This window comes from Rhizobium sp. 01L410, assembly GCF_056400165.1.
Genome location: NZ_JBFTST010000003.1, coordinates 482,048 through 508,197, shown reverse-complemented (window position 1 = coordinate 508,197; position 26,150 = coordinate 482,048). Strand labels below are relative to the sequence as shown.

Below are 26,150 nucleotides of genomic sequence, written 5' to 3'. Positions count from 1 at the left end.
ACGCTGGACGCGGGGTGGAGCAGCCCGGTAGCTCGTCAGGCTCATAACCTGAAGGCCGCAGGTTCAAATCCTGCCCCCGCAACCAAATCCTCTTCATGGATACGTACAACAGAATAGACAGAACCCGCGTTAAGCGGGCTTTTTGCGTTCAACCTTAGTGTGAGCGGACGGCACGCGGGATTGGGCGGGGAAGAAATGAAATAGGCCAAAAGGCCGAAGACTCTACCGCTCGCCATGTCTCACGACGCAATCTTCACGACAGTATATTTACGTGCTAATGTAAACCTGCAGTGATAGATTTTGATCATGCCCTGCGTGGCGACAGTTTGTCAGGCCAGCGTTATTTCATCGGCCCCGCCACGTATCTGCATATATCCAGATAATTTCTTCCCCGGGGAGGGAACCATGGGGAAATTTGCGGCCTTTCTGGCGAATATTCTGCATATCAGATTCTCGTTTTCAGCGAGCAGGGCTTTCGGCCTTCTTGTCTCGTCCGCGATGTGCCTTGCGGCCGGCGCAACTTGCGCGCAGCAGCCGACTGATGCCCAGCGGAATGCGGTCCGGTCGGCGTGCCGGTCCGATTTCATTGCGCAATGTTCGGGTGTGACGCCCGGGGGCATGGAGGCGTTGAATTGCCTTCAGCAGCATGATGCATCGCTCTCCAAGGCCTGCCGCGACGCGATCTCGGCTTTGGGCGGGACGAAGAAGAAATCGACCGATGCGGCGCCGGCGCAAACGCCAGCGGTCCAGCCAGCCACAGCCGCAGCTCCGGCCGTTTCACCAAAACAGACCGCACAGCCGACGGAGGCGCAGCGCGATGCGATCAAATCGGCCTGCCGCTCGGATTTCATGGCGCAATGCTCGGGTGTGACGCCGGGTGGAGCGCAGGCGCTTGCCTGCCTGCAGCAGCATAATCCAGCGCTCTCGCCATCCTGTCAGGCCGCCGTTGGCGCGATTGAAGGAAGCGGATCGTCTCCTCCTGCGGCCAATACAGCCAAGGCGGCCGGTGGTGCCGGAGCGATGCCGATGGCGTCATTCACGCCACGCGAAGAACTGATTGTTCTCCGGCGCACCTGCGGACCGGATTTCCGGGCGCTTTGCCGCTCCGTGCCGCTCGGTGGCGGCCGCGGGGTCAATTGTCTGCGTGATAATTTTCAACGGCTGTCGCCAACATGTCAGCGGGTGCTGACCAGCGGCCTGTAGCTTCGCGATCTTCAGACGTTCCCATTGCCGTGGAGGGGGAGATGGGAGTGGCGTGCTCTATTCATGATTCCCTCAAACTTGGCGGCCACTCGCGGCTGCGCATCGCCTGCATAGATAATGCTGAAATTTCATCCATTCTCTGATCTTGCAGATCGCCGGTAGGATTCTCGCTGAAGGGCACCTGTCCGGGGACTTGGGGATCAACATGATCGAAGGGAAGGCATTGCAATGTCATCGGTTCCCCATTTCAGAACGCTCCGTCATCTGCTCGTCTGCAGCTCCTTTGCCGCCAGCCTGATCCTGCCCGCGACGGCTGCGGCTGACGATGCGAAAGATATCCTGAAGTCCATGTCGGATTATCTGGCGGGGCAGAAGGCGATATCGTTCAGCTATCAATCGTCGATCGAAGCGGTAACGCCCGACTTCGAGAAGCTGCAGTTCGTCAGTTCGGGAACTGCCAGCCTGGCACGGCCGGACAAGCTACGAGTCACCAGAACCGGCGGATTTGCCGATGTCGATGTCAGTTTTGACGGGACGACGCTGACCGTGCATGGCAAGAACCTCGATGCCTATGCCAGTATCGAGGCCAAGGGCTCGGTGGACGAGCTGTTCGAGCGGTTGGCGGATGCGGGTATCGAGGCGCCGGGGGCTGATCTGCTGTCGGCTCATGTTTTCGACATTCTAATGACCGGCGTAACGGATGCCAAGCATATCTCCAGCGCTTATGTCGGTGGGGTCGAATGCGAATATCTGACGTTCCGCACGCCCGAGATCGACTGGCAGATCTGGATACAGTCGGGCGCCAAGCCTGTGCCGCGGCGCTATGTCATCACCAGCAAGCATGTTGGGCAGGCGCCGCAATACACGCTGGAGATTAGCGATTTCAAGAGCGGGCCGGATGTCGCCAAGGCCTCCTATGCGATCGAGATTCCGAAGAGCGCCAAGAAGGTCGATCTCAGCGAATTGCAGTCGCTCGATGAACTGCCCGCACCCACCCAACCGGGAGACAGCAAATGAGATATCCGAAATCCCTGCTTGTTGCCGGGCTGACCGGCGCCTTTCTCCTTGCCGACGCTCATGTCGAGCCCGGCGGATGGGTACCGTTATCGCTCAGCGTCGGCACGCCCGCCAACGCCGTGATCGGCAGGCCGTTGACACCGCTTTCCTATGCTGGCGTTGCGCGCCGGACTACGCGGCGCGTGGTAACGAGGACAACGACGACGATTGCCGTCTTGCCTGCGGGCTGCGTCTACGGCGCCTATTACGGTGGCTATTATTACAGGTGTGGATCGGGCTACTACGCCAAGAGCGGCGGCGTCTATGTGCGCGTCGTCGTGCAATAGAGCGAAGCGCTGATCACTCTGCCGCCTGCGGCGCCGTGTTCGTGCGCCGCTTTCTGTATTCCTCGAACCGTTGCAGCACCACATAGAACGACGGAACGAAGAGAACGGCGAGGCAGGTCGAGGCGATCATGCCGCTGAAAACCGATATGCCGATCGACTTGCGGGCCGATGCACCGGCGCCGCTCGCCAGCACCAGCGGCAGGACACCGAGGATGAAGGCGAAGGATGTCATCAGGATCGGCCTGAAGCGAAGGCGTGCGGCCTCGACCGCGGCCTCAAGAATCTCCATGCCCTCGGCCCGCTTCTCGCGCGCATATTCGACGATCAGGATCGCGTTCTTCGATGCAAGCGCGATCAGCAGGATCAGGCCGATCTGCGTGTAGAGATTGTTGGCAACACCGGCCGCACTTAGCGCGCCGACCGTTCCTAGAAGCGCCAGCGGCACGGCCAGCAATACGGCGAGTGGCAGGATCCAGCTCTCATATTGCCCGGCTAGCACGAAATAGACGAGCAGCATGGCAAGCGCGAAAACGAAGTAGATCTGCCCGCCGACGGTTTTCTCCTGATAGGAGAGGGCTGTCCACTCGTAGCCTGCGCCGGGCGGCAATGTCCGGTCGGCGATCTGCTCCATGACATCGAGCGACTGCCCCGAACTAAATCCGGCGGCAGCCCCGCCGACGATGGTAGCGGTGGGATAGAGGTTGTAGAGGCTGATCAGCGACGGCCCCTGAACGCTCGTGACGTCGACGACAGTGCCGAGCGGCACCATCGTGCCGTCGCCAGCCTTGACCTTCAGGTTGCGGATGTCGTCGGGGCGAACGCGGAATTCCGGCGCCGCCTGCGCGTAGACCTGGAAGGTTCGTCCGAACTTGTTGAACTGGGTGACGTAGCTCGATCCGACATAACCTGAAAGTGCGGAAAACACCTGCCCGACGGTGATGCCGAGCGTCTCGGCCTTGATGCGATCGACCGACACCGAAAGCTGGGGCACGCCAGCGCGAAACGATGTGCTCAGCCGCTGCAGCGACGATTGGGCATTGCCATTGCTGACGATGGTATCGGCCATGCTCTGCAGCAGCGGATAGTCGAAATTGCCGTTGCGGATTTCCACCTGCATGGTGAAGCCGTTGGCATTGCCGATGCCCTGGATCGGCGGCGGCACGACGACAAGGGTCTTCGCCTTCAAGACATCCGACAGTGCGCCGTTCAGGTGCTCGTAGATCGACAGCAGGTCCTGTCCCTTTTCCTTGCCTCTGACATCCCAGTCCTTGAGCACGACATAGGCGACACCGGCATTCGGCAGGCTGGCGCTGTTGTCGAGAATCGATATGCCGCTGATCGTCAATACCTGATCGACGCCGGGCGTTTGCTGCGCGATCTTGCCGACCTCCGCCATCACGGCGTCGGTGCGCTCCTTCGAGGCACCGTCGGGCAGCTGCGCGCTGATCAGAACATAGCCCTGATCCTCGAGCGGCAAAAATGCCGTCGGCAGGCGGGTAAGCCCCCATATGGCGACGCCGATCAGCGCCAGAGCAAAAAGAACGGCAATGGCGCTGTGATGGACCATGCCGCCGATCAGTTTCGCATAGCCGTTCTCGGCCTTGTCATAGACCTTGTTGAAACCGCGATAGAAGAAATTGCGCTTTTCCGGCGGTACCGGCGTGCGCAGCCAGAGGGCGCATTGCGTCGGCTTCAGCGTCATGGCGTTGATCGCGCTGATGAGCGCGGTGGCGGCAATGACCAATGCGAACTGCTTGTAGAGCTGCCCTGTCAGTCCGGGAAGGAAGGCGGCGGGAATGAATACCGCCATCAGCACCAGCGTAATGCCGATCACGGGGCCGAAGAGCTCGTCCATCGCCTTCTCGGCGGCCTTCTTGCCGGGCATCCCTTCCTCGATATGGCGGGCAACACCTTCGACGATGACGATGGCGTCATCGACGACGATGCCGATCGCCAGCACGATGGCGAAGAGCGTCGAGAGGTTGACGGTGAAGCCGAGCGCCGCCATGGCCGCAAAGGCGCCGATGATCGTCACCGGCACCGTCGTCGCCGGAACCAGCATCGCCCGCCAATCCTGCAGGAAGACGAGAATAACGATCAGCACGAGAACGCCGGCTTCGATCAGCGTGACATAGACCTCATCGATCGATGCCTTCACGAATTTGGTCGTATCGAATGGCACGGTATAGGCGAGACCGGGGGGAAAGCCTTTCGAAAGCTCGGTCATCTTCGCCGCAACATCCTTGGCGACGTCGATGGCGTTGGCCTCGGGAAGCTGGAAGATGCCGATACCGGCCGCCGGCAGCCCGTTCTGCATGAAGGACTGGCTGTAGGTCTGCGCACCCAGCTCGACGCGGCCGATATCGCGAATGCGGGTGATCCGGCCTCCGCTCTGGTCGTCGACCTTGATGATGATGTTCTCGTAGTCGACAGCGTCGTTCAGCCTGCCGTTGACATTGAGCGTGTATTGGAAGTCCTGACCGGCAGGCACCGGCGGAATGCCGACCTGACCGGCGGTCACCTCCTGGCTTTGCTGCTGCACCACGTTGATGACATCCTGCGGCGTCAGCCCGCGGGATTGCAGCAGTCCGGGGTTCATCCAGATCCGCATCGCATATTGGCCGGCGCCGAACACAGCCACATTGCCGACGCCGGGCAGGCGGGCGAGCTCGTTCTGCAGGTTGATGACAGCATAGTTGGAAAGGAAGAGACTGTCGTATCGGCTGTCAGGCGATGTCAGGCTGACGAATTCGAGGATCGAGGTCGATTTCTTTTGCGTCGTGACGCCCTGCAGCTGAACCGCGTCCGGCAGCGAGGACATGGCGATCGCCACGCGGTTCTGTACCAAAACCTGCGCCTGATCGGGATCGGTGCCGATTGCGAAGGTAACGGTCAGCGAATAGGTGCCGTCGCTAGCGCTCGTCGACTGCATGTAGAGCATGTTCTGAACGCCGTTGACCTGCTGCTCGATCGGCAGTGCCACGGTGTCGATCAGGGTCTTGGCGCTGGCGCCGGGATAGCGGGTCGAAACCTGCACGGTCGGCGGCACGACATTCGGATATTGTGCCACCGGCAGCTGGAACAGCGCAACGGCGCCGATGAGAACGAAAACCAGCGCCAGGACATTGGCGAGAACCGGCCGCTCGATGAAGAAGCGCGAGATCATGCCATCCTCCTCCTCTGAGCTGACGATGCCGGGCGCGGGCTCATTGCGCGACGGCCTGGGGTGCAGCAGCGGCTGAGGCCTCTGCCGCTGGAACGTCCATCGTCACCTTTTCCGGTGCTACCTTGTTGCCCGGAATCGCCTGCTGGATTCCTTCGATCACCACCAGGTCTTCAGCACTGAGGCCGGATTCGATAACGCGCAGGCGGCCCTCGCTCTGGCCGGTCTTTACGGTTTTCTGCTCAATCGTATCGTCCTTGCCGACGACCAATACGTAGCTGCCCTGCTGGTTGGTGCCGATCGCATCGTCCCGAACCAGAAGCGCCTTGTCCTGATGGCCAACAGGCACGCGAACACGAACGAAGAGGCCGGGGATAAGGGCGTGGTCCTTGTTGTCGATGATCCCGCGCACGGTCAGCGTGCCCGTCGCCGCATCGACCTGTGGCGCCGCATAGTCTAGATGGCCCTTGAAAGGATAGCCGGTCTCGCCCTGCAGACCGATTTCGAACGGGATGGCGGGAAGGTCTGTCTGCTTGAAGGTCCTGCCCTGAGCGGCCATACCCTGCTTGATCAACAGCACCTGCGTCTCGCTGATGCTGAAATTGGTATAGATAGGATCCGTCTGGACGATCGTCGCCAGAGTCGTCGGGCCGGATACACCGACCAGCGTGCCGACATCGACGAGATGCGCTGTCACTGTGCCATCGAACGGCGCCTCGACCTTGGTGTATCCGAGGTTGATTTTGGCGAGATCGAGACTCGCTTGCGCATTCAGGATCGCTGCGTTCGATTGGTCGAGCGTTGCCTTGGCGCTATCGAGAGCCGTCTGCGTACCGACCTTCTGGGCGCTGAGATTGACCTGACGCGTATATTCCTGATTGGCGCCGACCTGTGCGGCCTGCGACGAAGCGAGCGTTGCCTGCGCCTGGTCGACTTGCGCCTGATAGGTGTTGCTCTGGATGCCGAAGAGCTGCGTGCCCTTGGTCACCATCATACCGTCGCGATAGTCGATGGTTTCGACGAACCCTTGGACGCGGGCTTCGATATCGACCGATTTGAACGCCGCCGTGTTGCCGGTCAGTTCGAAATATTGGGTTACATTCTGCTGCAGCGGCGGTGCCACATGCACCTTTGCCGGCGGCGGGGCAACATAGGTGTTGCTGCCGCTGTCGCATGCTGCAAGGCCCGTCGCGCATAAAGCCGCGGCGAACAATTGCAGACCTCGAGACCCCCCCTCACGCATCCTGTCACCTCATAATTTACGAGTTGCAGTCCTCATGCGCGTCCCTTTGCAGCCTACCGGTTGCAAGGTTCAAAGCTGCCACAATATGAAGCCGCATTTTGAAGAATTGCAATAGCCCTCGATTGCACAGGAAGGACGGCATCAGGCTAAGACCAAAGGGCTAGGCCGCGCGGACTTTCCGATAGGTCAATGCGCAGGCGATCACGAGGGCTACTGCGGTCGCGATGGCGATGAGAACGTGCCGGTGAAGCGGCAGATGGCCAAAAATCTGTTCGATGCCCTGTCCGAAGAGATAGCCGATGGCGGTGAAGACCGTTCCCCAGATCACGGCCGCGGCGGCATTGACGGCCATGAATTTCGCGGCCGGGACATCGGACATGCCGATCGCAACCGGGCTGATCGTCCGCAATCCGTAGATGAAGCGAAATGCGAAGATGAAACTCGCAGGGTGGCGCTCCAGAAGCTGGGTAGCGCGCTGAAAGGCCGGTCTCCCGGCGATCCTCTGGATTCGCGGCCAGCGCCGCGCATGGCGGCCGGTGAAGAAAAACAGCTGGTCGGCGATGAACGAACCGGCGCTCGCAGCAATGGCTGCCTCCCAGAACGTCATGAGGTGGCGATGCGAAAACACGCCACCCAGAATGACGATCGTTTCCCCTTCTATCCCGGCGCCAAGAAAGACTGCCAGCAAGCCGTATTTCGCAATCAGAAGCTCGAAAGTCATTGCTGCAGGCTCCTGCCGTTGCGGCTTATTGCTGGAAGATCAACAGGACGTAGGCCAGGAAAAGCACCAGATGCACGGCGCCCTGCATCATGTGGGTCCGGCCGCTGGCAAACGTGATCATGCTGACGGCAAGCGTCAAGGTCAGCATCACCAGATCGCTGCCTTCTAGACCCAAGGTGATGGGATGGCTGGTGAGGTGGGCAACGAGCAGCATCGCCGGCACCGTGAGGCCGATGGTTGAGAGCACGGAGCCGAGAAAGATATTGACCGAGCGCTGCAGGTTGTTGGCGATCGAGGCTCGAACGGCGCTGAGCGCCTCCGGTGTGGCCACCAGCACTGCCATGATGATGCCGCCCAGAGCGGCGGGCGCGTGCACGGTCTCGATGATGTAGTCGATCGGCCGCGCCAGTTGTTCGACGAGAAAGACCACCGGTGCCATATAGGCGAAGAGCAGCACGGCATGGAGCAGGATCGTGCTCTTCTGCGCTGCGCCATCGCGCTTCTCATGCCGCGGTTCGCTGCCATCGGTGAAATAGCGGTGATGGCGTCCTGCCTGAAGCATCAGGAACACGCCGTAGAGGCCAACCGAAATGACCACCAGGATCATCTGTCTTGGCGTCGAGGCCTGGCTGCCGTCGGTATGGAGAAAACTCGGCAGGATCAGGCTTAGCGCCGCCAGCGGCACGATGAGGCCGAGATAAGCATTTGCGCCCTGCATGTTGTGCGACTGCTCCGGCCGCCGCCAGCCACCAACCAGAAGCGACAGGCCCACCATGCCGTTCAGGATGATCATGACCACGGCAAAGAGCGTGTCGCGGGCGAGCGTCGGATTGTTCGCCCCATGGATCATCACGGCCGAGATGGCCATGACTTCGATCGAGGTGATGGCGAGCGTCAGGATCAGCGTGCCGTAGGGCTCGCCGAGCTGTTCTGCCAGATGATCGGCGTGCCGTACCACCGACAGCGCCGAGCCAAGAACCGCCGCAAAGAGCCAGAAGAAGACCAGCACGAACCCGGCCGGACTGGACATCTGTGCAAACAGCGGCTCGCCGAAACCGAGGATGATGGCGCTGGTTAGCAGCCCGACCGCAAGAAACCATTCCCGGCGCAGGAGGCGCGACATGGTGAAGGATGGGACGGTGAGACTGTTCGTCATGGCCGCGGCAGCCGTTCAGGGATATGCCGCCGCCGAATGATCATCAACGCCATCAAGTCTCCCAACCCGGCCGCCCGCCTCTCGCGCACCGATCCTCGCCAAACCTCGCCGCAGATTACATCTGTTTGCGATTTTCAGCGAGGGCAGTTTGCAGCTGCGCTCAGGTCAGATCAGCCGGCGCAGGTCAGGCGGTCCGCAGACTGTACCCGTTCACCGCGTCAAGCATCTCGCGGACCTTGCGGCGCTCGGCTTCCAGTTCCTGCATCAAAGCCTGATTCTGCTCTGTTAGTTTCCGGGACTGGCTCACCAGATCGCGGATATTGGCGAAGTTGATTCTCCGGCCGAGAGGCGCCACCAGCGCCGAGGCGTTGGGTTGCAGATTGATGCCCGTGACGGAACTATGGAAGCGGAGATCGGCAACGTAATAGTCGATGATCGTCTGAGCAGCCACGTCATATCCCAGATGCTCGTAGGTCTGGAAGATCAAGTCGCCGATCTTGTCCTTGGTATCGGACGTGGGAGGCGCCACGCCGCGCATGTCCGAGAGCAGGTCCCACAATGCGCGGAAAATCAGGTAGCCGAATTCGATCGGCTGGTCATAGGACCATTCGAGGTCGATGAAGCGCTGCTGCTCACCGACGATCAGGTTGCGCGGAATGGCGTCGAGCAGCGAGCCCGGGATCAGATCCGTCAAGGCTGAGGGTGCCGGATGGCCCATGCCGGCAAGGTGCTGTGCCAGCGCCTCGCGCCAGACGCCGATCCAATTTGCCAGATGAGCGGCGGACCATCCATCCTGCAGCAGGCACCGCTTGCCGATGTCGCGCCATAGCAGTCCGTTTTCGAAACTCTCGTTCTCGAGATTGATCTTCAACGGCCTACCGGCATCATCCTCGGAAGGCTTGAGTGCCTCGCGCTCGACCACCAGTTCATTGCCCTTGCGGACGAACCGCACCAGCTTCTGGTAATGGGCTTCGCGCCCGCCGGTGAAATGCGTCGCCATGACATCATGTGCGGGGATAGCCTGATCCGAGGACACGAGAAGGAACGAGTTTGCGAGGTCGCCCTGAAGGCCGTTTCGAGCGATGACATCCCAGGCGAGGTCTTGCTCGAACGCGAGAAGGCTCGGCCGCTGTGGGTCGGTGTTGACGGCGCTGCGGATCAGCGACGAAAAGTCGGTCGGCAGGTCGGCATCAAGCGCCTCGTCGTTCAGCACGAAGCGGGGCAGCTTGTAGTCCGGGAAGGGGAACCAGTATTTCTGATGCGGCAGGCCGGCAGCCTTGACGCGGTGCGACAGCTCGCGCTTGCCGAAGGTGACAGGCCCCGTCTGCGTATACTGGTCCTCGACACCGACCATCGGCCGCGACAGGTGATCCTCGGGGAAGCCTGCGAGATACTTGAGGCCTATCTGGTTTTCGATGGCGATGATCAACTGGCCGCCGGGTTCCAGGAAGGACCGGGCCTTTGCCAGCATGTGATCGATCGCGTCCTGGCCTGCTTCCGCGCCGAAGAAGACGCGGGCATATTCCAGCACGCCGATCAGCGTCACCGTCGCGAATTTCTGCTGTACCTCGAAATGCTGCAGTGGTTCGGCGAGGACGGTGACATTCGGAAGGTCACGGCATCTCTCGGCAATGGTGTTTGCCCGGCGCGCACTGCCCTCAAGCGCGAGAACAGTGTGGCCTTCCTCACCCAGGAAGCGGGTAATCGCGCCGCAGCCGGCGCCGATCTCGAGGATCGGTCCGCGCAGCATATGCTTGATCGGACGGAAGAGATTGGCGCGTATCGGGCTGAGATGGTAGTTCGACGGCCAGTCGGAGATCGCGCCTGCGAGCTCTTTCGAGAAGAGCGAGGTATCGGTCGCCGACTGCATGATATTCAGAATACGCGTTTCGGAAGCGTCGCCATCGTTATACCGAAAAGCGCCTCGGGCGTCCTGATATGTCCAGATTTTACCGTTCTTGCGGTAACCCGATGCCTGTAAGAGGTCTTGCATGTCTTCTCCATTACGGCCGTGCTGATTCTGACGGGTGGTGGGAAACCAGTGGCATGACAGGCTGGATTGAGGCTGACGAAGGCCCTTTCCGGAGGGAGGAGAGCTCATTGCAAGATAATAGACCTCCGTGGTCTCGATCTTGCTGCCGCCAACTGCAACGCAAAAGAGCCCGCATCGACGGGCTCTTTCGTTGTTTTCAGCTGAAACTTCAGCTTCTGATCGTCGCCTTGCCTTCTTCGACGAGCCGCTGCGCAGCCTCGGCGGGCGTGGTTCGTTCGAAGGCGAGTTCATCGGCGATCGGGCGGAACAGGCGCTGGTCGAACTCCGTCGATCCCAATGGCGCCGGTGCCGGATAGTCGCCGACCTGGTCCTTCAGAAGATCCACGTATTTGACCGCTGCCTGCTCCGTCGGGTTGAGATTCGGCAGGATCGCCTGGCGCACGGCCGGGGACATCGGCACGCCGCGCTCGACGCCGAGGATCTTGCCGGCATCAGGGTCATTGACGAAGAAATCGATGAACTTGGCCGCAGCTTCGCCATTCTTCGTCGTCGCGCCGACGCTCCAGATCAGTGCCGGGCGATAGTAGTGGCCGGAAGGTCCGCCCTTCTTCTCGCGCGGCAGCGTGGTGATCGCCAGCTTGTTCTTGGAGATCAGCTGGTAGCCGACGAGCTGGTTGGAATAGGCCATGCCCATAGCCGACTTGCCGAGTGCCAGCGCGTTGGTATCGATGGTGTTCTGGTCTAGCGTCTGCACATCGGCGGCGACCGTGCCACCTTTTTTGCGCAGATCTTCCCAGAAGCTGTACCACTCCTTGGCATCGTCGACGCCGAAGCCGAGTTTGCCGTCGGCATAAAGGCTCTTGCCGCGCTGGCGCAGCCAGGCATCGAAGACATAGGTATAGCGGGCACCGTAGGGACCGCCCCAATAATTATCCTTGCCGCCGGCCTTGGTGAGCTCCACGGCAAGCTTGGCATATTCGTCCCAGGTCAGATCCGTCGTCGGAAGCGGCAGGTCCGCCTTTTCGAATACGGTTTGGTCGAAGAACAGCGCAAAGGAATTCAGCCCTAGGCCGATGCCATAGAGCTTGTTGTCGACAGTCGTCAGCTTCAGCATGTCCTTGCCGAACGCATCGACCTTCAGCGTCGATGGGACGAACTCGTCGAGAGCAAGGCAGGCACCGCGCTTGGAATAATCGGAAATCGTTCCCGGCTCGAGCTGGAAGACGTCGGCAATGGCGCGGCCGGCCATCTGCGTCGCCAGTTTCGTCCAGTAGCCGTCACCGCTCATGGATTCGCCAACGATCTTCACACCTGGCGTCTTGCCTTCATAAAGCTTGGCAACGTCGAGTGTCCGTTTGGCGCGATCGTTCGATCCCCACCACATGGCGCGTAGCTCTGTGCCCTCTGCATATGCGGGGATGGCGCTTCCGGCGCCGAAGGCAAGCCCGGTGGCGACGCCAGCCGAACCCATCAGAAATGTCCGTCGATTGATCTGCATGATGTTCGTCCTTGTGCCTGCCCCTCGCCGTCCTCAAACATCTGAGGGCAATGCGGCGAAGACTACGCAAAAAAAATAAACTTGCAAGAAATTATATAATAATTGCAAATTTGCATTATTTGCATAAGATCGGGCCATGAACGAAATGAAACCCAAACGGCCGCGGCAGGCCGATATCGCAACAGCGGCCGGCGTGTCCGTTTCCACGGTTTCTCGCGTGCTCGCCAATGAGCCGGGTATCAGCGGCAATGTGCGCGAGCATATTCTGCGGGTGGCCGCCGAACATGGCTATCAGCCGAGGTCCACGGTCGAGCCGCCGCCCGGCGGGTTGGCGCTGATCGCCAGCGACGGGGTCACGGGCGGGCTCAGCGTTTTCTACGAAGCGATCGTCGAAGGTCTGCGGGCGAGCGCTCTGGAAGCCGGGATGGCTTTCGAAGTCCGGCTCATCCGGGAGGACCGCGCTACGCCCGAGGTTGTTCGCAGCTACATGACGACGGCGCGGGCCGAGGGGCTCTTTCTCGTCGGTATCGATCCGAGCGATGCGCTTCGCAGCTGGATGGAAGCGGAGAAGGTGCCGGTGGTGCTCGTCAACGGAACGGATCCCCGCCTGCAGATCGACGGTGTGTCGCCGTCAAACTTCTTCGGTGCCTATCAGGCAGCCCAGCGTCTGCTCGCTGCCGGACATCGCAAGATCCTTCACTTCACCGGATCGCATCGCCATACGATCCGCGAACGCGTTCGCGGCTTCGATGCGGCTGTCGCCGTTCATGGCGGCGAGCGCCGTCTGGTGTCGATGGGATTTCAGGGTAGCGCGTCGCGTGAGGCGCATGAGCTCATGGCCGCGGTTCTCGTGGAAGACAAGGGTTTTACCGCCGCTTTCTGCATGAACGATTTCGTCGCCGTCGGCGTCCTCGAAGCCGTCACCGAAGCAGGTCTTCGCGTTCCAGAAGACTTTGCGATCGTCGGTTTCGACGATCTCCCCTGTGCGATGATGACCAATCCACCGCTATCGACGATGCATGTCGACCGGGCCGCGATCGGCCGAGAGGCGATTGCCTTGATGATCGCCCGCTTCCGCGACAGGACGGCTCCTGCGCGCCATGTATGCCATGCGGTCGTCCCGGTTGCCGGGGGGACTGTGCCAGATGCAAGAATCGATGAGTGATGCAGATGACCTATGATCCGGCCAGCGCCAATCCGCTCGCAGGCAATCCTCTCCAGACGCGCAGCGACATGAGCCGCGCCCTTCATGATCTCTTCAATCCGCTGCTTCCCTATTTTTCCGAGGGCAACGCGCGTGTCAGGCTCGATGGCGCGGGCGCACATTTCGACCGGGCGGCCGCTGATCTTGAAGGTTTTGCCCGGCCTCTCTGGGGCCTGGCGCCGCTTGGCGCTGGAAAGGGCGACTTCGCCCATTGGCAGCGTTTCGCCGACGGTATCGCCAACGGCACCGATCCCGATCACCCGGAATATTGGGGCACGGTCGGGGGCCGCGATCAGCGGATGGTGGAACTTGCGGCTCTGGGCTTTGCGATCGCGCTGGTGCCAGAGAAGATCTGGGAACCGCTCGATAACGCCCAGCGCGCCAATGTCATCGCCTATCTCAAGCATGCTCGCCAATTCGACTATGCCGACAACAACTGGAAATTCTTCCGCATCTTCGTCGACATCGCGCTCGATCGTGTCGGGGCCGATTTCGATCGCAGCTTGACGAAGCAATACCTCGAAGAGCTCGAAGGCTTCTATGTTGGTGACGGCTGGTACCGCGATGGCAACGTTCGCCGCGTCGATCACTACATCCCCTTCGCCATGCATTTCTACGGGCTGATCTATTCGAAGCTCGTCGATGACGACTATGCGAAGCGCTACCGGGAACGGGCTCTGCTCTTTGCCCAAGATTTCCGGCATTGGTTTGCTGACGATGGCGCGACAATCCCGTTCGGCCGCAGCCTCACCTACCGTTTTGCCTGCGCGGGCTTCTGGTCGGCGCTTGCGTTTGCGGATTTGGAAGCGCTGCCGTGGGGTGAAGTCAAGCATCTCTGCCTTCAGCATCTGCGCTGGTGGCGCGACAAGCCGATGACGAACCGCGACGGTATTCTGTCGATCGGCTTCGGCTATCCGAATTTGCTGATGTCCGAGAGCTATAATTCGGCCGGTTCGCCATACTGGGCGTTCAAGGCTTTCCTGCCGCTGGCAATCCCGGAAGATCATCCGTTCTGGACGGCGAAAGAGGTGGTACCGGCCGCCGCACCTGTCACACCGCAGCGCCATCCCGGCATGGTGATCATGCACACCGGCGAAGATGCGGTGGCCCTTTCATCGGGGCAGGAAAATCTTCAGATGCGGTTTGGTGCCGAAAAATACGCCAAATTCGCATATTCGGCCCGCTATGGCTTCAGCGTCGAAGCCGACGAGCGGAGTTTTGCCGGCGGCGCGTTCGATTCTGCATTGGCTTTCAGCGATGACGGCTTTCACTATCGGGTCCGTGAAATCAATACGGTGGCGAAGATTGTCGGCGACGTGCTCTATGCAAATTGGTCGCCTTTCAAGGATGTCAGCGTCGAGACCTGGCTTGTTCCGGCGGCACCTTGGCATATTCGCGTCCATCGCATCCAGTCGCCGCGTGCGTTGCAGATTGCCGAGGGCGGCTTTGCGATTGCCAAGCAGGACTTCGATCGCGATACGCTCGAAACCGCTGCCGGCCAGGCCTGCGCCATTGGCGAAGCTGACTTCTCCGGTATTGCTGATCTCGGCTCCGGCATCGAGCGCCACGGCTTAGTGCAAAAGGCATTGCCGAACACCAACATGATCGTCGCCAAGACCCTGGTGCCGCAGCTGCGCGGTGAAATTCCGGCGGGCGAGACCGTGTTGTTCACGGCCGTGATAGCCACGGGCGACCGGCAGGCTGTGTCGGGTGCGTGGCGAACACCGCCTCAACGGCCGGATTTGTCTTCGCTGGAAGCGATCGTCGCCAAGGAAGGCATCACGGTCAGCGCCATCGAGGCGCCAGGGCAAATGCCATGAGACAAAGAGGTATTGCACTTGCCATGCAGCCCGGGCAGCGGACGGAGCATGTTCTCCCTAATACCCTGCTCGACCGGCTGGAACAGCTCGGTGTGCTACTCGACCGGCAGCCGCTCGAGAATTTCAGCGATGAGCGCGCCAGGCGCATCCTTGCCGAAACCGAGATCCTGATCACCGGCTGGGGGGCGCCCTTTGTTGGTGCCGATGTGCTTTCGGCCGCGAAAGGGATGAAACTTGTGGCCCATGCCGCCGGCACCGTCAAAGGCATCATCGGCGAGGAGGTCTTCAGATCGGGTGTGCAGGTCACCCATGCGGCGGAGGCCAATGCGGTTCCCGTCGCGGAATTCACCCTTGCGGCGATCCTGTTTGCCGGCAAGCAGGTCTTTCGTTTCCGCGACTATTACACGAGTGACAGGAACCGCGAGCGGACCTATCCGATGCAGCGGCTGGCGATCGGCAACTGCGGCCGGACGGTCGGCATCATCGGCGCTTCGCGGATCGGGCGGCGGGTGATCGATCTGTTGAAACCCTTCGAATTCAAGATCCTGCTTTTTGATCCGACATTGAGTGCTGCGCAATGCGCGGAGCTGGGCGCCGGGAAATGCGATCTCGATACGTTGATGCGGATGTCGGATATCGTCTCCCTTCATGCGCCGTCGCTTCCATCGACCCGCCACATGATCGATGCGGCGAAGCTGGCGCTGATGAAGGATGGCGCAACACTGATCAACACGGCGCGTGGCGCGATCATCGATGAGGCGGCATTGCTGGCGACGCTGGCCACCGGCCGGATTGATGCCATTATCGACGTTACCGATCCGGAAATTCCCGAGACGAGCTCGGCATTTTACGATCTCCCCAACGTGTTCCTGACGCCGCATATCGCCGGCGCGGTCGGATTGGAGCGTTCTAGGCTTGGCGCAATGGCCATCGATGAGATCGAGCGCTTTCTGAAGGGCGAGCCGCTGCTCTACGCGCTGACGCTGGCCGATCTCGACCGGCTTGCTTAGGGCCTGCGCCAATATCCGAAATTGAAAGCGCCAGCTTCACAAGAACTGACGCTTCAATTTTATTAGCCGGCTTTTACGCTATTCGGCGAACCGTCATTGGCGATCTCCGGCATCAGGTCGGCAAGCGTCACCACCTTGCCCGTGCGCGAACTCTCCAGTGCTGCAATCCCGCAGAGAACAGACATCGCCCCGGCGCGCGTACCGGCGCGCTGATGCAGTCCATCTTCCATGCCGGGCTTGAAGATCATGTTGCGCATCCGGTCGTCACCACCGTAATGCCCGCCGGACGAATGTGGAACGACGATGCGTTCGAGCGCTTCCTTGCCATTGGGGAAATTACGGATCAGCAGGATCTCGTCCTCCTTCTTCACCTCCCATGGCTGCGTTTCAAGCTGGCGAACCTCGATCCGGCCCTTGGTGCCGTTGAACGCCAGATGATGACCCTCGATCGGCTGGAAGGTGTTCAGCGAGTAGGAGACATGCACGTTGTTGCGGTAGCGGATGCTGACCACCATCGTATCGGGGATGTCGATATCCTCGCGGAAGACGCAGCCGTCGCGGAAATAGCCGTCGATCTTCGAGGGGTCCTCGTAAAGCGTGTCCAGGAATGGATCTGCCTCGAGGTCGAGATAATAATCGCAGTCGGCGGTGTGAGGACAGAGCTTGCAGCGCGGGCCGCGGAAGGGGCCCTTGCGGCCGTAATTCTGCAGATCGGCAAAGGATGTGACGGCTTCGGGATCGCTGTCGAGATACCAGTTCAGCAGATCGAAATGGTGTGTCGCCTTGTGGACGAAGAGGCTGCCCGAATTCTCGGTATAGGCATGCCAGCGGCGGAAATAATCGGCGCCGTGCTTGGTGTTCAGGTACCAATGAAAATCGACGGAGGTAACGCGGCCGATCTCGCCTGAATTCAGCAGCTCCTTAATGCGCGCTGCCGTCGGCGAATAGCGGTAATTGAACGACACATCGACGCGCTGACCGGTCCGCTTCTCGGCGTCCATGATCCGCCGGATCTTGTCGACCGCCGTCGTCATTGGTTTTTCGGTGATCACGTCGATCCCGGCCTCAAGCGCCCGCACGACGATCGCGTCATGGGTATGGTCAGGCGTGCAGACGATCACGAGGTCGGGCTTGACCTCCTTTAGCATCGCATCGATGTCGTCATAGATGGGGGCATTGCTGCCGATCATCGTGCGCGCCCGCTCGCCGCGCAGCGAGTTCTTCTCGACGATGGCCACCAGATCCACATGCTCGCGCCACCCGGCGAGCAGATCCTTGCCCCACATCGTCGTCCCGCGATTGCCGGTCCCTATCAGTGCAAAACGGCGCTTCTCCATCGAATGATCCTCCTTCATACGTGCTGAAACGAATATCCATTAAACCAGGCAGCAGCCATGATACCGGTCGACGCAGGTGGCGATAACCTCCTCCGCCGGGCGCTTCCACCAGTTGTCTGCTGAAAAGATCTCGACCTCCTGCGCGCCGAAGAAGCCCGCCTTCTCGATCATCCGCCTGATGCCTTTGAGATCGATCACGCCGTCGCCCATCATGCCGCGGTCGGTCAGCATGTCCTTGGTCGGCACCAGCCAATCGCAGATGTGATGCGCGAAGATGCGCTTCATCTGCCCGGCGCGCGCGATCTGCTCGGCGAGTTCCGGATCCCACCAGACGTGATAGACGTCAATGGCGACGCCGACATCGGTGCCGAGAAGCTCGCACATGTCGAGCGCCTGGCGCAGGGTATTCACGCAGGAGCGGTCGGCGGCATACATCGGATGCAGTGGCTCGATCGCCAGCGGCACGCCTGAGGCTTTCGCATGCGGCAGAACGGCGGCGATGCCGTCCGAAACCATCTGCCGGGCAGCACCGATATCCCGCGATCCACCCGCCAATCCACCGACAACGAGCACCAGGCAATCGGCGCCAAGCGCAGCCGCCTCGTCGATCGCCCGTCTGTTGTCGTCGAGGTTTTTCTGCCAATCGCCGTCATTGGCCGCCGGAAAGAAGCCCCCTCGGCAAAGGCCGGTCAGCTTCAGGCCGTTCGATTTCACGATACGGACAGCCTCGTCGAGACCGGCCTTGGCGATCTGATCCCGCCAGGGGGCGATCCTGGTGATGCCGTGCTTCAGGCAGAGATCGACGGCTTCGGCAAAGCCGCATTGCTCGCGGATCGTTGCGAGATTGATCGAAAGTCCTTCGACCTGCATGTCATGTCCTCCCTGCCTGATGGTTCACTGTACGCCGTGAACGGCGAGCACCTGCTTCATGCGGGTGACCGCGAGATCGGGATCGGCGAGCACCCGCGCCTTGTCGGCCAGCCGGAACAGTTCGGCGAGATGCGCCAGAGACCTTGTGCTCTGCTGTCCGCCGACCATCACGAAATGGTCCTGCAGCCCGTTCAGATAGGCAAGGAACACCACACCGGTCTTGTAGAAGCGGGTCGGCGCCTTGAAGATGTGGCGCGACAGCGGAACGGTCGGGTCGAGCAGATCGAAAAACTCGCTGTTGCTTTGGCGCCCGAGTGCGTCCATTGCCGCCGAAGCCGCCGGTGCGATCGCATCGAAAATGCCGAGCAGAGCGTCAGAATGCCCCTCTTCGTCGCCGGCGATCAGTTCGGCATAGTTGAAATCGTCGCCGGTATACATGCGCACTGCTTTCGGCAGCTGGCGGCGCATCGCCACTTCCTTCTCCTTCGAAAGCAGCGAAATCTTGATGCCATCGACCTTGGCGGCATTGGCTTCGATCACTTGAAGGCTCGTCGACATTGCCTTGATGTGGTCGTCATTGCCCCAATAGCCGGCGAGCGCCGGATCGAACATTTCGCCGAGCCAATGGATGATCACGGGTTCCTTGACCTGGCGAAGGATGCGGTCATAGACCCGGATATAGTCGTCCGGGCCCTTGGCGGCGGCGGCCAGCGCCCGGCTTGCCATCAGGATGATGCGCCCGCCTTCCGCCTCGACGGCCTCGATCTGCTCCTCGTAGGCCCGGATGATTGTGTCAACCGTTACGTCAGGGCCGGGTGTCAGATGATCGGTGCCTGCGCCGCAGGCAATCAGCGCGTCCTTTCGGGTACGTGCCTCGCGCAACGCTCGGCGGATCAGCTCTCGGGCCTCCGACCAGCCGAGGCCCATGCCGCGCTGAGCCGTATCCATCGCCTCGGCAACGCCGAGGCCGAGATCCCAGAGCCGGTGGCGAAATGCCAGCGTCCGCTCCCAGTCGATCGCCGGCGTCAGCCACGGGTCGTTGTCTTCAAGCGGATCGGCCACCACATGGGCGGCCGCATAGACGACGCGCGGAAAATCCTTGGCATCGCGCGTCTTCAGCTCGATCGGCACGCCGGTCAGCTGATAGGGCGCGATCTTGCCGTCCAGCGGGAGATTGATCGTTCTTGCCATGATCAGAATTCCAGCCCGGGAACGTCAAGCCAGCGGCGTTCGGCCCACGACTTCAGGCCGAGTTCGGCCAGCTGCACGCCCTTGGCGCCAGCCTCCATGCCATAGGGCCACGGCGCATCCTCGGCGACATGGCGCAGGAACATTTCCCACTGCGCCTTGAAGCCATTGTCGAAGACCTGCGTATCAGGCACCTCGTCCCAGGTCTTGTAGAAGTCGATCGTCTGTGGCTGGTCGGGATTCCAGACCGGCTTCGGCGTGTTGACGCGGTGCTGGGTCCAGCATTTCGTGAGCCCCGCGACCGCGGAACCATGCGTGCCGTCGACCTGGAACGTCACGAGGTCGTCGCGGCGGACGCGAACCGCCCAGGAGGAGTTGATCTGCGCGATCACCCCGCCCTCAAGTTCGAAGGTCGCGTAGGCGGCGTCGTCGGTATCGCAAGGGTAGGTCTTGCCCTGTTCGTCGACTCGGCTGCCGATATGGGTGGCACCGAGGCAGGAGACGGATTTCACCTCGCCAAAGAGATTGTCGAGCACGTAGCGCCAGTGGCACAGCATATCCAGGATGATGCCGCCGCCGTCGCCCTTGCGGTAGTTCCAGGACGGGCGCTGTGCCGGCACGCCCCAGTCGCCCTCGAACACCCAGTAGCCAAACTCGCCGCGCACCGAGAGAATCTTGCCGAAGAAGCCGGAATCGCGCAGCAGCGCCAGCTTTCGCAGGCCGGGCAGGAACAGCTTGTCCTGAACGACGCCGTGCTTGAGCCCGGAAGAGCGGGCCTTCCGGGCAAGATCGACCGCAACCTGCAGGTCATCGGAAATCGGCTTTTCGCAATAGACATGTTTGCCGGCGTCAAGCGCCCGGGACAGCAGCTCGGCACGCATCAGCGTCGTGCCGGCGTCGAAGAAAATATGGTCGTCGGGGTTGGCAAGTGCGGCGTCAAGGTCGGTCGACCAGCGCTTGATGTTATGCTTCTTCGCCAGCTCTTCCATCTTGTCGCGGTTGCGGCCGACAATGATCGGATCGATCTCCAGCCGCTCGCCCGATTTCAGCAGAAGGCCGCCCTGATCGCGGATGGCCAGGATCGATCGCACCAGGTGCTGATTGTATCCCATGCGGCCTGTAACGCCGTGCAAAATGATCCCGAGACGTGCCATTTGTTCCTCCCTGCCAATCGTTTTCCGGCAGGGAGCGGGCTTGGCCCAGCCCTCCCAAGCCAGTAACTAAACAGTTACTTGATGGCAGAAGGAAACCGGACCTGTCAATAGGCAAATCCGTTTCGGCTTCTCAGCGCTTGATGGAGGCGAGCGTCACGTGGACGATATGGCGCTCCCAGGTGTCCAGATTCGTGGCCTCGATCAGGGGGCGGCCGAAGATGGTCGAGAGCGTGTACTGGTTGGAAAGATAGAAATATCCGAGCGATGCGATCGTCAGATAGACATGCAGCGGATCGGCCGTCTCGATGAAGACGCCTTCCTTTTTGCCGCGTTCAAGCACCTGGGCCAGTTCGCCGATCAGATGCGAGTGAAGCTCCTTCAGCCGCACCGATCGGCGCAGCCACCGGGCGCGATGCAGGTTTTCCGTTCCGAGCAGACTGAGGAATTCCGGATGCTGGAGGAAATAGCGCCAGGTGAAGAGCGCGAGTTCCGTGATGCCTTCTTCCGGATTGCGGTCGCCGATATGCAGCGCGCGTTCGGCGGTGCGGATGCCGACATAGGCCTCTTCAAGCACACGCAGGTACAGCTGCTCCTTGTCACCGAAATAGTGGTAGAGCATCCGCTTGTTGGTGCCGGCACGTTCGGCGATCGCATCGACGCGGGCGCCGCCCATGCCGTTTTCGGCAAATTCCTGCGTTGCCGCCTCTAGGATCGCAGCCTTCGTTCGTTCGGGGTCGCGCTGAAGCACGCGCTCGCCGCTGGCGCGCTTCGGCTTTTTCTTGTCCCCAGTCTGGCCGGTATCGTTCATCGGCTTATCTCCCCAGACGCTAATGTTGCGCTCATAAGGCTTCGGTGCGAGGTTGTACAAGCGAAATTCGAAGAGGAGACCTCGCGAAACCAAGACCGCTTGACAGGCTTCGTGCTTGTCCATAGCTTGTAACCAATTAGTTATTTGTTGCAAGAGAAACCAGCAAGGAGCGTGTGGAGGCGCTCCCCAAGGGAGGAGGAAAAACAGATGACATTCAGCATTAATAGACGTGGCTTCATGGCGGGAGGGGCTTCGCTGCTCGCGCTTTCGGGTATGGGTGCCCCTGCATTTGCGCAGGACGCCCGTGTCCGCCTGATCTGGTGGGGCTCTCAGCCCCGCGCAGACCGCACCAACAAGGTGTCGGATCTCTACAAGGCCAAGAATTCCGGTGTTTCGATCACCGGCGAATTCCTGGGCTGGGGGGATTACTGGCAGAAGCTCGCGACCCAGGTCGCCGGCAAGAACGCCCCTGACGTGATCCAGATGGATTACCGTTATATCGTCGAATATGCCCGGCGCGGCGCTCTTGCTCCGCTGGAATCCTACATGCCCTCGAAGCTGCAGCTCGGCGATTTCGATCCGGCTCAGATCGAAGGTGGCAAGGTCGATGGCCATCTCTATGGCATCAGCCTCGGCGCGAACTCGGCAGCGACTGTAATCAACACTGTTGCGCTGCAGGAAGCAGGCGTCGAAGCCCCGAACAACAAGACGACCTGGGAAGAACTCGGCAAGATCGGTGCTGAAATCACCAAGGCCGGCAAGCGCAAGGGCTTCTTCGGCTTTGCCGACGGCAGCGGCGCTGAGCCGCTCTTCGAAAACTACGTTCGCCAGCGCGGAAAGGCGCTGTACACGGCGGATTCGAAGATCGCCTTTGGCGTTGAAGATGCGTCCGAATGGTTCGACATGTGGGCGAAGTTCCGTGAAGCCGGTGCCTGTGTGCCGCCTGATGTTCAGGCGCTCTACAAGGATACGATCGACACCGCCCCGCTGACGATGGGCAAGGCTGCGATCGATTACGCGCACAGCAACCAGTTCGTCGGCTTCCAGGCCGTCGTCAAGGACAAGCTGACGCTCAGCAACTACCCGCGCGTCACCGCGGACTCGAAGGGCGGCCACTACCGTAAGCCATCGATGTTCTTCTCGGTGTCGGCGCAGTCCAAGGTGCTGGATCAGGCGGTTGATTACGTCAACTTCTTCGTCATGAATCCCGATGCCGCCAAGGTGCTTGACGTCGAGCGCGGCATTCCGGAATCGAAGTCGATGCGTGATGTCGTCGCCGGTACGCTCGATGATGTCGGCAAGATCCCGCTGAACTACGTGGCCAATCTTGGCGATCTCGCCGGTCCGTTGCCGCCACCGCCGCCGACAGGTGCCGGTGAAGGCCAGACGGTTCTGCGCCAGCTCGCCGAGCAGGTTGCCTTCGGTCAGGTAACCCCTGCCGATGCCGGCAAGCAGCTCGTGGATGAAATTACGCGCGTCCTCGCGCGGGGTTGAACCACATGAACAATGCGATGCGCACAACGGCCGACGGAGCCGTGACGGTGGAACGTTACCAGGGAGCAGTGGCAGACAGCCGCCTCAGGCGGCTGTGGAATGCCAATGCTCCAGGCTATCTCTTCCTGCTGCCCTGGCTCCTGGGTTTTTTTGGGCTGACGCTCGGCCCCGCCCTGATTTCTCTCTACCTGTCGTTCACGGACTTCGACATGTTGAGAGCGCCGGGCTGGGTCGGCACGGACAACTATGTGCGCATCGCCACCGCCGATCCGAAATTCGCCGCGGCGATGAAGGTGACGCTGACCTATGTCGTGCTCTCCGTTCCCTTCAAGCTCACTTTTGCGCTGATGGTGGCAATGGCGCTGAACCGGGGCATTCGTGGTCTTCCCGTCTACCGCGCCATTTTCTATCTGCCCTCGCTGCTTGGCGGCAGTGTCGCCATCGCCGTTCTCTGGCGTCAGCTCTTTGCCGGCGACGGCCTGGTCAATGCAGCACTGGCACAGATCGGCATTCAGGGCCCAAGCTGGATCTCGCATCCGAGCTATTCGATCTACACGCTGGTGGCGCTGTCCGTCTGGCAGTTCGGCTCGCCGATGATCATCTTCCTCGCCGGTCTGCGCCAGATCCCGCAGGATATGTATGAGGCGGCCAGCCTCGACGGCGCCTCGACATTCCGCCAGTTCTACAAGATCACGCTGCCGCTTCTGACGCCCGTCATTTTCTTCAATGCCGTGGTGCAGACGATCGAAGCCTTCAAGGCCTTCACACCTGCTTTCATCATCTCAGGCGGCACCGGCGGTCCGATCAATTCGACGCTGTTCTATACGCTCTATCTCTATCAGGAAGCCTTCGGCAATTTCCGCATGGGCTACGCTTCGGCACTCGCGTGGATCCTGGTGGTCATCATCGCGATCTTCACCGCCTTCTCGTTCCTGTCCTCGCGCTATTGGGTTCACTACGATGACTGAGATGACCGCTGCAGTTACCGCGGCCAGGCCGCCATCCGACATCAACAAGCGCAGCCTGCCGGGTTCGATCGTCGTCCATGCCCTGCTGATCGGTGCGTCGCTGCTGATGCTCTATCCGCTGCTCTGGATGCTCTCGGCCTCCGTGCGCCCGGAAAACGAGATCTTCTCGTCGACCTCGATCATCCCGTCATCAATCGATTTCGCGTCCTATGTGCGCGGCTGGACCGGCCTCGATATCAGCTTCGGGCGCTTCTTCTGGAATTCGCTGGTCATCTCGCTGCTGACGGTCACCGGCAATGTCATCGCCTGCTCGCTGACGGCTTTCGCCTTCGCGCGTCTGCGCTTTGCCGGCCGGAATTTCTGGTTCGCGATCATGCTCGGCACCCTGATGATCCCGTATCACGTGACGCTGATCCCGCAATATGTGCTGTTTCTCAACCTCGGCTGGGTCAACACCATCCTGCCGCTGGTCGTGCCGAAGTTCCTCGCCAGCGACGCCTTCTTCATCTTTCTCATGGTGCAGTTCTTCCGCGGCATTCCGCGCGAACTCGATGAAGCGGCGATGATGGATGGCTGCAGCGCCTGGCGGATCTATTGGAAGATCATGCTGCCGCTGTCGCTGCCGGTGCTGGCAACGGCTGCCATCTTCTCCTTCATCTGGACCTGGGACGATTTCTTCGGGCCGCTGATCTATCTGAACGACATGAACACCTACACGATCCAGCTCGGCCTGCGCACCTTTGTCGACTCGACCAGCGCATCGGACTGGGGTGGCCTGTTCGCCATGTCGACGCTGACCCTCGTGCCCGTGTTCTTCTTCTTCCTTTTCTTCCAGCGCCTGCTGATCGAAGGCATCGCCACAACAGGCATGAAGCGCTGATGCCGATGGGAAAGAGTGACATGAGCATCAAGACTGTCGCCATCGTCGGCTGCGGTATCGGGCGTTCGCATATCGTCGAGGGCTACCTGCCGCATACTGATCGCTTCAAGGTCGCAGCGATCTGCGACCTGAACGAGGAACGGCTGAAGACCGTCGGTGACGAATTCGGCATCGAGCGCCGCACCACGTCCTTCGACGAGCTTCTGGCGGACGACGGTATTGACATCATCGATATCTGCACGCCGCCGGGCCTTCATAACGGACAGGTGATCGCAGCCCTTGCTGCCGGAAAGCACGTCGTCTGCGAAAAGCCGCTGACGGGATCGCTGGCTGGTGTCGACGAGATCATGCGTGCCGAGAAGACGGCCAAGGGCACGCTGATGCCGATCTTCCAGTATCGCTACGGCGATGGCATCGAGCAGGCGAAGCGCATCGTCGATGCAGGCATTGCCGGCAAGTTCTACATGGGTTCGGTGGAGACCTTCTGGCTGCGCAAACCCGAATATTACGCCGTGCCCTGGCGCGGCAAATGGGCGACCGAACTTGGCGGTGTGCTGGTCACGCATGCGCTGCACCTGCACGATATGCTCTTCCATCTTGCCGGCCCGGCCGCGCGCGTCTTCGGCCGTGTCGCCACCCGCGTCAACGATATCGAGGTGGAAGACTGTGCCTCGGTGAGCCTTGAGATGCAGAACGGCGCCTTCGTGTCGCTCTCGTGCACCCTTGGTTCCCAGCAGGAAATCAGCCGCCTTCGGCTGCATTTCGAAAACGTCACGTTCGAGAGCAATCACGAACCCTACTCGCCGGGTAAAGGCCCCTGGCAGATCATCGCCGCAAATGATGACGTGCAGGCGCAGATCGACAAAGCGCTCGCCGACTGGCAGCCGGTGGCGCCGCGCTTCAACACGCAAATGGTCCGCTTCCACGACTATCTTAGCGGCAATGGGCCGCTGCCGGTGACGTCGGCAGATGCGCGCCGCGCTCTGGAGCTGGTGACGGCAATCTATCAATCCTCGGACAGTGGAGCTGACGTTGCGCTGCCGATCGGGCCGGAGAGCCCCAAATACGCCGACTGGCGTGCAAAAACGCGATAACGG

At 60.8% G+C, this 26,150-nt stretch carries 21 protein-coding genes and 1 tRNA gene; 11 read left to right on the top strand and 11 right to left on the bottom strand.

Annotated elements, in window-relative coordinates:
* Window positions 1–8: 8 nt before the first annotated feature.
* From AC1DV9_RS09765 to AC1DV9_RS09750, 4 genes are all read left to right on the top strand, one after another.
* Window positions 9–85: transfer RNA gene (locus tag AC1DV9_RS09765), tRNA-Met, on the top strand.
* Between the two features lie 320 nt (window positions 86–405).
* Complete coding sequence (locus AC1DV9_RS09760) at window positions 406–1,203, top strand: cysteine rich repeat-containing protein (protein ID WP_477947533.1); 798 nt, start codon at window positions 406–408, stop codon at window positions 1,201–1,203.
* A 228-nt stretch (window positions 1,204–1,431) separates the two neighbouring features.
* Window positions 1,432–2,220 (top strand): DUF2092 domain-containing protein, encoded by a 789-nt coding sequence (locus tag AC1DV9_RS09755; RefSeq protein WP_477947492.1) that lies wholly within the window; start codon window positions 1,432–1,434, stop codon window positions 2,218–2,220.
* A complete protein-coding gene (locus AC1DV9_RS09750) occupies window positions 2,217–2,546 on the top strand; it encodes a hypothetical protein (protein WP_477947490.1) in 330 nt (109 codons plus the stop codon). Before AC1DV9_RS09755 ends, AC1DV9_RS09750 begins: the two co-directional genes overlap by 4 nt.
* Window positions 2,547–2,559: 13 nt before the next feature.
* Here AC1DV9_RS09750 and AC1DV9_RS09745 read toward each other — a convergent pair whose 3' ends face one another.
* The 6 genes from AC1DV9_RS09745 to AC1DV9_RS09720 all read right to left on the bottom strand — a co-directional run bounded on the left by AC1DV9_RS09745 (window position 2,560) and on the right by AC1DV9_RS09720 (window position 12,320).
* Entirely contained in the window at window positions 2,560–5,712 is a 3,153-nt protein-coding gene (locus tag AC1DV9_RS09745; protein WP_477947489.1) for an efflux RND transporter permease subunit, read from the bottom strand.
* 40 nt (window positions 5,713–5,752) lie between these two features.
* Complete coding sequence (locus AC1DV9_RS09740) at window positions 5,753–6,952, bottom strand: efflux RND transporter periplasmic adaptor subunit (RefSeq protein ID WP_112384959.1); 1,200 nt, start codon at window positions 6,950–6,952, stop codon at window positions 5,753–5,755.
* A 160-nt stretch (window positions 6,953–7,112) separates the two neighbouring features.
* Complete coding sequence (locus tag AC1DV9_RS09735) at window positions 7,113–7,673, bottom strand: DedA family protein (protein ID WP_477947488.1); 561 nt, start codon at window positions 7,671–7,673, stop codon at window positions 7,113–7,115.
* Between the two features lie 25 nt (window positions 7,674–7,698).
* On the bottom strand, window positions 7,699–8,829 hold the full coding sequence (locus AC1DV9_RS09730; RefSeq protein WP_477947487.1) for a calcium:cation antiporter: 1,131 nt from the start codon (window positions 8,827–8,829) through the stop codon (window positions 7,699–7,701).
* A 184-nt stretch (window positions 8,830–9,013) separates the two neighbouring features.
* Window positions 9,014–10,822, bottom strand: coding sequence for a class I SAM-dependent methyltransferase (locus AC1DV9_RS09725; protein WP_477947486.1), 1,809 nt, complete (start codon window positions 10,820–10,822; stop codon window positions 9,014–9,016).
* 208 nt (window positions 10,823–11,030) lie between these two features.
* Window positions 11,031–12,320, bottom strand: coding sequence for an ABC transporter substrate-binding protein (locus AC1DV9_RS09720; RefSeq protein ID WP_477947484.1), 1,290 nt, complete (start codon window positions 12,318–12,320; stop codon window positions 11,031–11,033).
* Window positions 12,321–12,456: 136 nt separating this feature from the next.
* Here AC1DV9_RS09720 and AC1DV9_RS09715 point away from each other — a divergent pair, with 136 nt between their 5' ends.
* Genes AC1DV9_RS09715 through AC1DV9_RS09705 form a run of 3 tightly spaced genes read left to right on the top strand, consistent with a single transcriptional unit; the run spans window position 12,457 to window position 16,354 of the window.
* On the top strand, window positions 12,457–13,485 hold the full coding sequence (locus AC1DV9_RS09715) for a LacI family DNA-binding transcriptional regulator (RefSeq protein ID WP_477947482.1): 1,029 nt from the start codon (window positions 12,457–12,459) through the stop codon (window positions 13,483–13,485).
* Window positions 13,486–13,490: 5 nt separating this feature from the next.
* The gene (locus AC1DV9_RS09710; protein ID WP_477947481.1) at window positions 13,491–15,344 is read left to right on the top strand and encodes a DUF2264 domain-containing protein; all 1,854 of its coding nucleotides are present in this window, start codon (window positions 13,491–13,493) and stop codon (window positions 15,342–15,344) included.
* Entirely contained in the window at window positions 15,341–16,354 is a 1,014-nt protein-coding gene (locus AC1DV9_RS09705) for a hydroxyacid dehydrogenase (protein ID WP_477947479.1), read from the top strand. Before AC1DV9_RS09710 ends, AC1DV9_RS09705 begins: the two co-directional genes overlap by 4 nt.
* Window positions 16,355–16,416: 62 nt before the next feature.
* On the opposite strand, the gene AC1DV9_RS09700 is transcribed toward AC1DV9_RS09705, so the two are convergent.
* The 5 genes from AC1DV9_RS09700 to AC1DV9_RS09680 form a co-directional block, all read right to left on the bottom strand.
* On the bottom strand, window positions 16,417–17,691 hold the full coding sequence (locus AC1DV9_RS09700; protein ID WP_477947477.1) for a Gfo/Idh/MocA family protein: 1,275 nt from the start codon (window positions 17,689–17,691) through the stop codon (window positions 16,417–16,419).
* 39 nt (window positions 17,692–17,730) lie between these two features.
* Entirely contained in the window at window positions 17,731–18,561 is an 831-nt protein-coding gene (locus AC1DV9_RS09695; RefSeq protein ID WP_310293725.1) for a sugar phosphate isomerase/epimerase family protein, read from the bottom strand.
* 24 nt (window positions 18,562–18,585) lie between these two features.
* Window positions 18,586–19,752: a dihydrodipicolinate synthase family protein gene (locus AC1DV9_RS09690; RefSeq protein WP_477947475.1), complete on the bottom strand. Its 1,167-nt coding sequence runs from the start codon at window positions 19,750–19,752 to the stop codon at window positions 18,586–18,588.
* Between the two features lie 2 nt (window positions 19,753–19,754).
* Window positions 19,755–20,903 (bottom strand): Gfo/Idh/MocA family protein, encoded by a 1,149-nt coding sequence (locus tag AC1DV9_RS09685; protein ID WP_477947473.1) that lies wholly within the window; start codon window positions 20,901–20,903, stop codon window positions 19,755–19,757.
* Between the two features lie 130 nt (window positions 20,904–21,033).
* Window positions 21,034–21,711: a TetR/AcrR family transcriptional regulator gene (locus tag AC1DV9_RS09680; protein WP_477947471.1), complete on the bottom strand. Its 678-nt coding sequence runs from the start codon at window positions 21,709–21,711 to the stop codon at window positions 21,034–21,036.
* A gap of 207 nt (window positions 21,712–21,918) precedes the next feature.
* Here AC1DV9_RS09680 and AC1DV9_RS09675 point away from each other — a divergent pair, with 207 nt between their 5' ends.
* From AC1DV9_RS09675 to AC1DV9_RS09660, 4 genes are read left to right on the top strand one after another with little or no spacing between them, the layout of a single operon-like run.
* Complete coding sequence (locus AC1DV9_RS09675; RefSeq protein WP_477947469.1) at window positions 21,919–23,205, top strand: ABC transporter substrate-binding protein; 1,287 nt, start codon at window positions 21,919–21,921, stop codon at window positions 23,203–23,205.
* 5 nt (window positions 23,206–23,210) lie between these two features.
* Window positions 23,211–24,173 carry a carbohydrate ABC transporter permease gene (locus tag AC1DV9_RS09670; RefSeq protein ID WP_477947467.1) on the top strand — a complete coding sequence of 321 codons (963 nt, stop codon included), beginning with the start codon at window positions 23,211–23,213 and terminating at the stop codon, window positions 24,171–24,173.
* Entirely contained in the window at window positions 24,166–25,053 is an 888-nt protein-coding gene (locus AC1DV9_RS09665) for a carbohydrate ABC transporter permease (protein ID WP_112384973.1), read from the top strand. Before AC1DV9_RS09670 ends, AC1DV9_RS09665 begins: the two co-directional genes overlap by 8 nt.
* Window positions 25,054–25,073: 20 nt before the next feature.
* The gene (locus AC1DV9_RS09660; protein WP_477947465.1) at window positions 25,074–26,147 is read left to right on the top strand and encodes a Gfo/Idh/MocA family protein; all 1,074 of its coding nucleotides are present in this window, start codon (window positions 25,074–25,076) and stop codon (window positions 26,145–26,147) included.
* The last annotated feature ends 3 nt before the right edge of the window (window positions 26,148–26,150 follow it).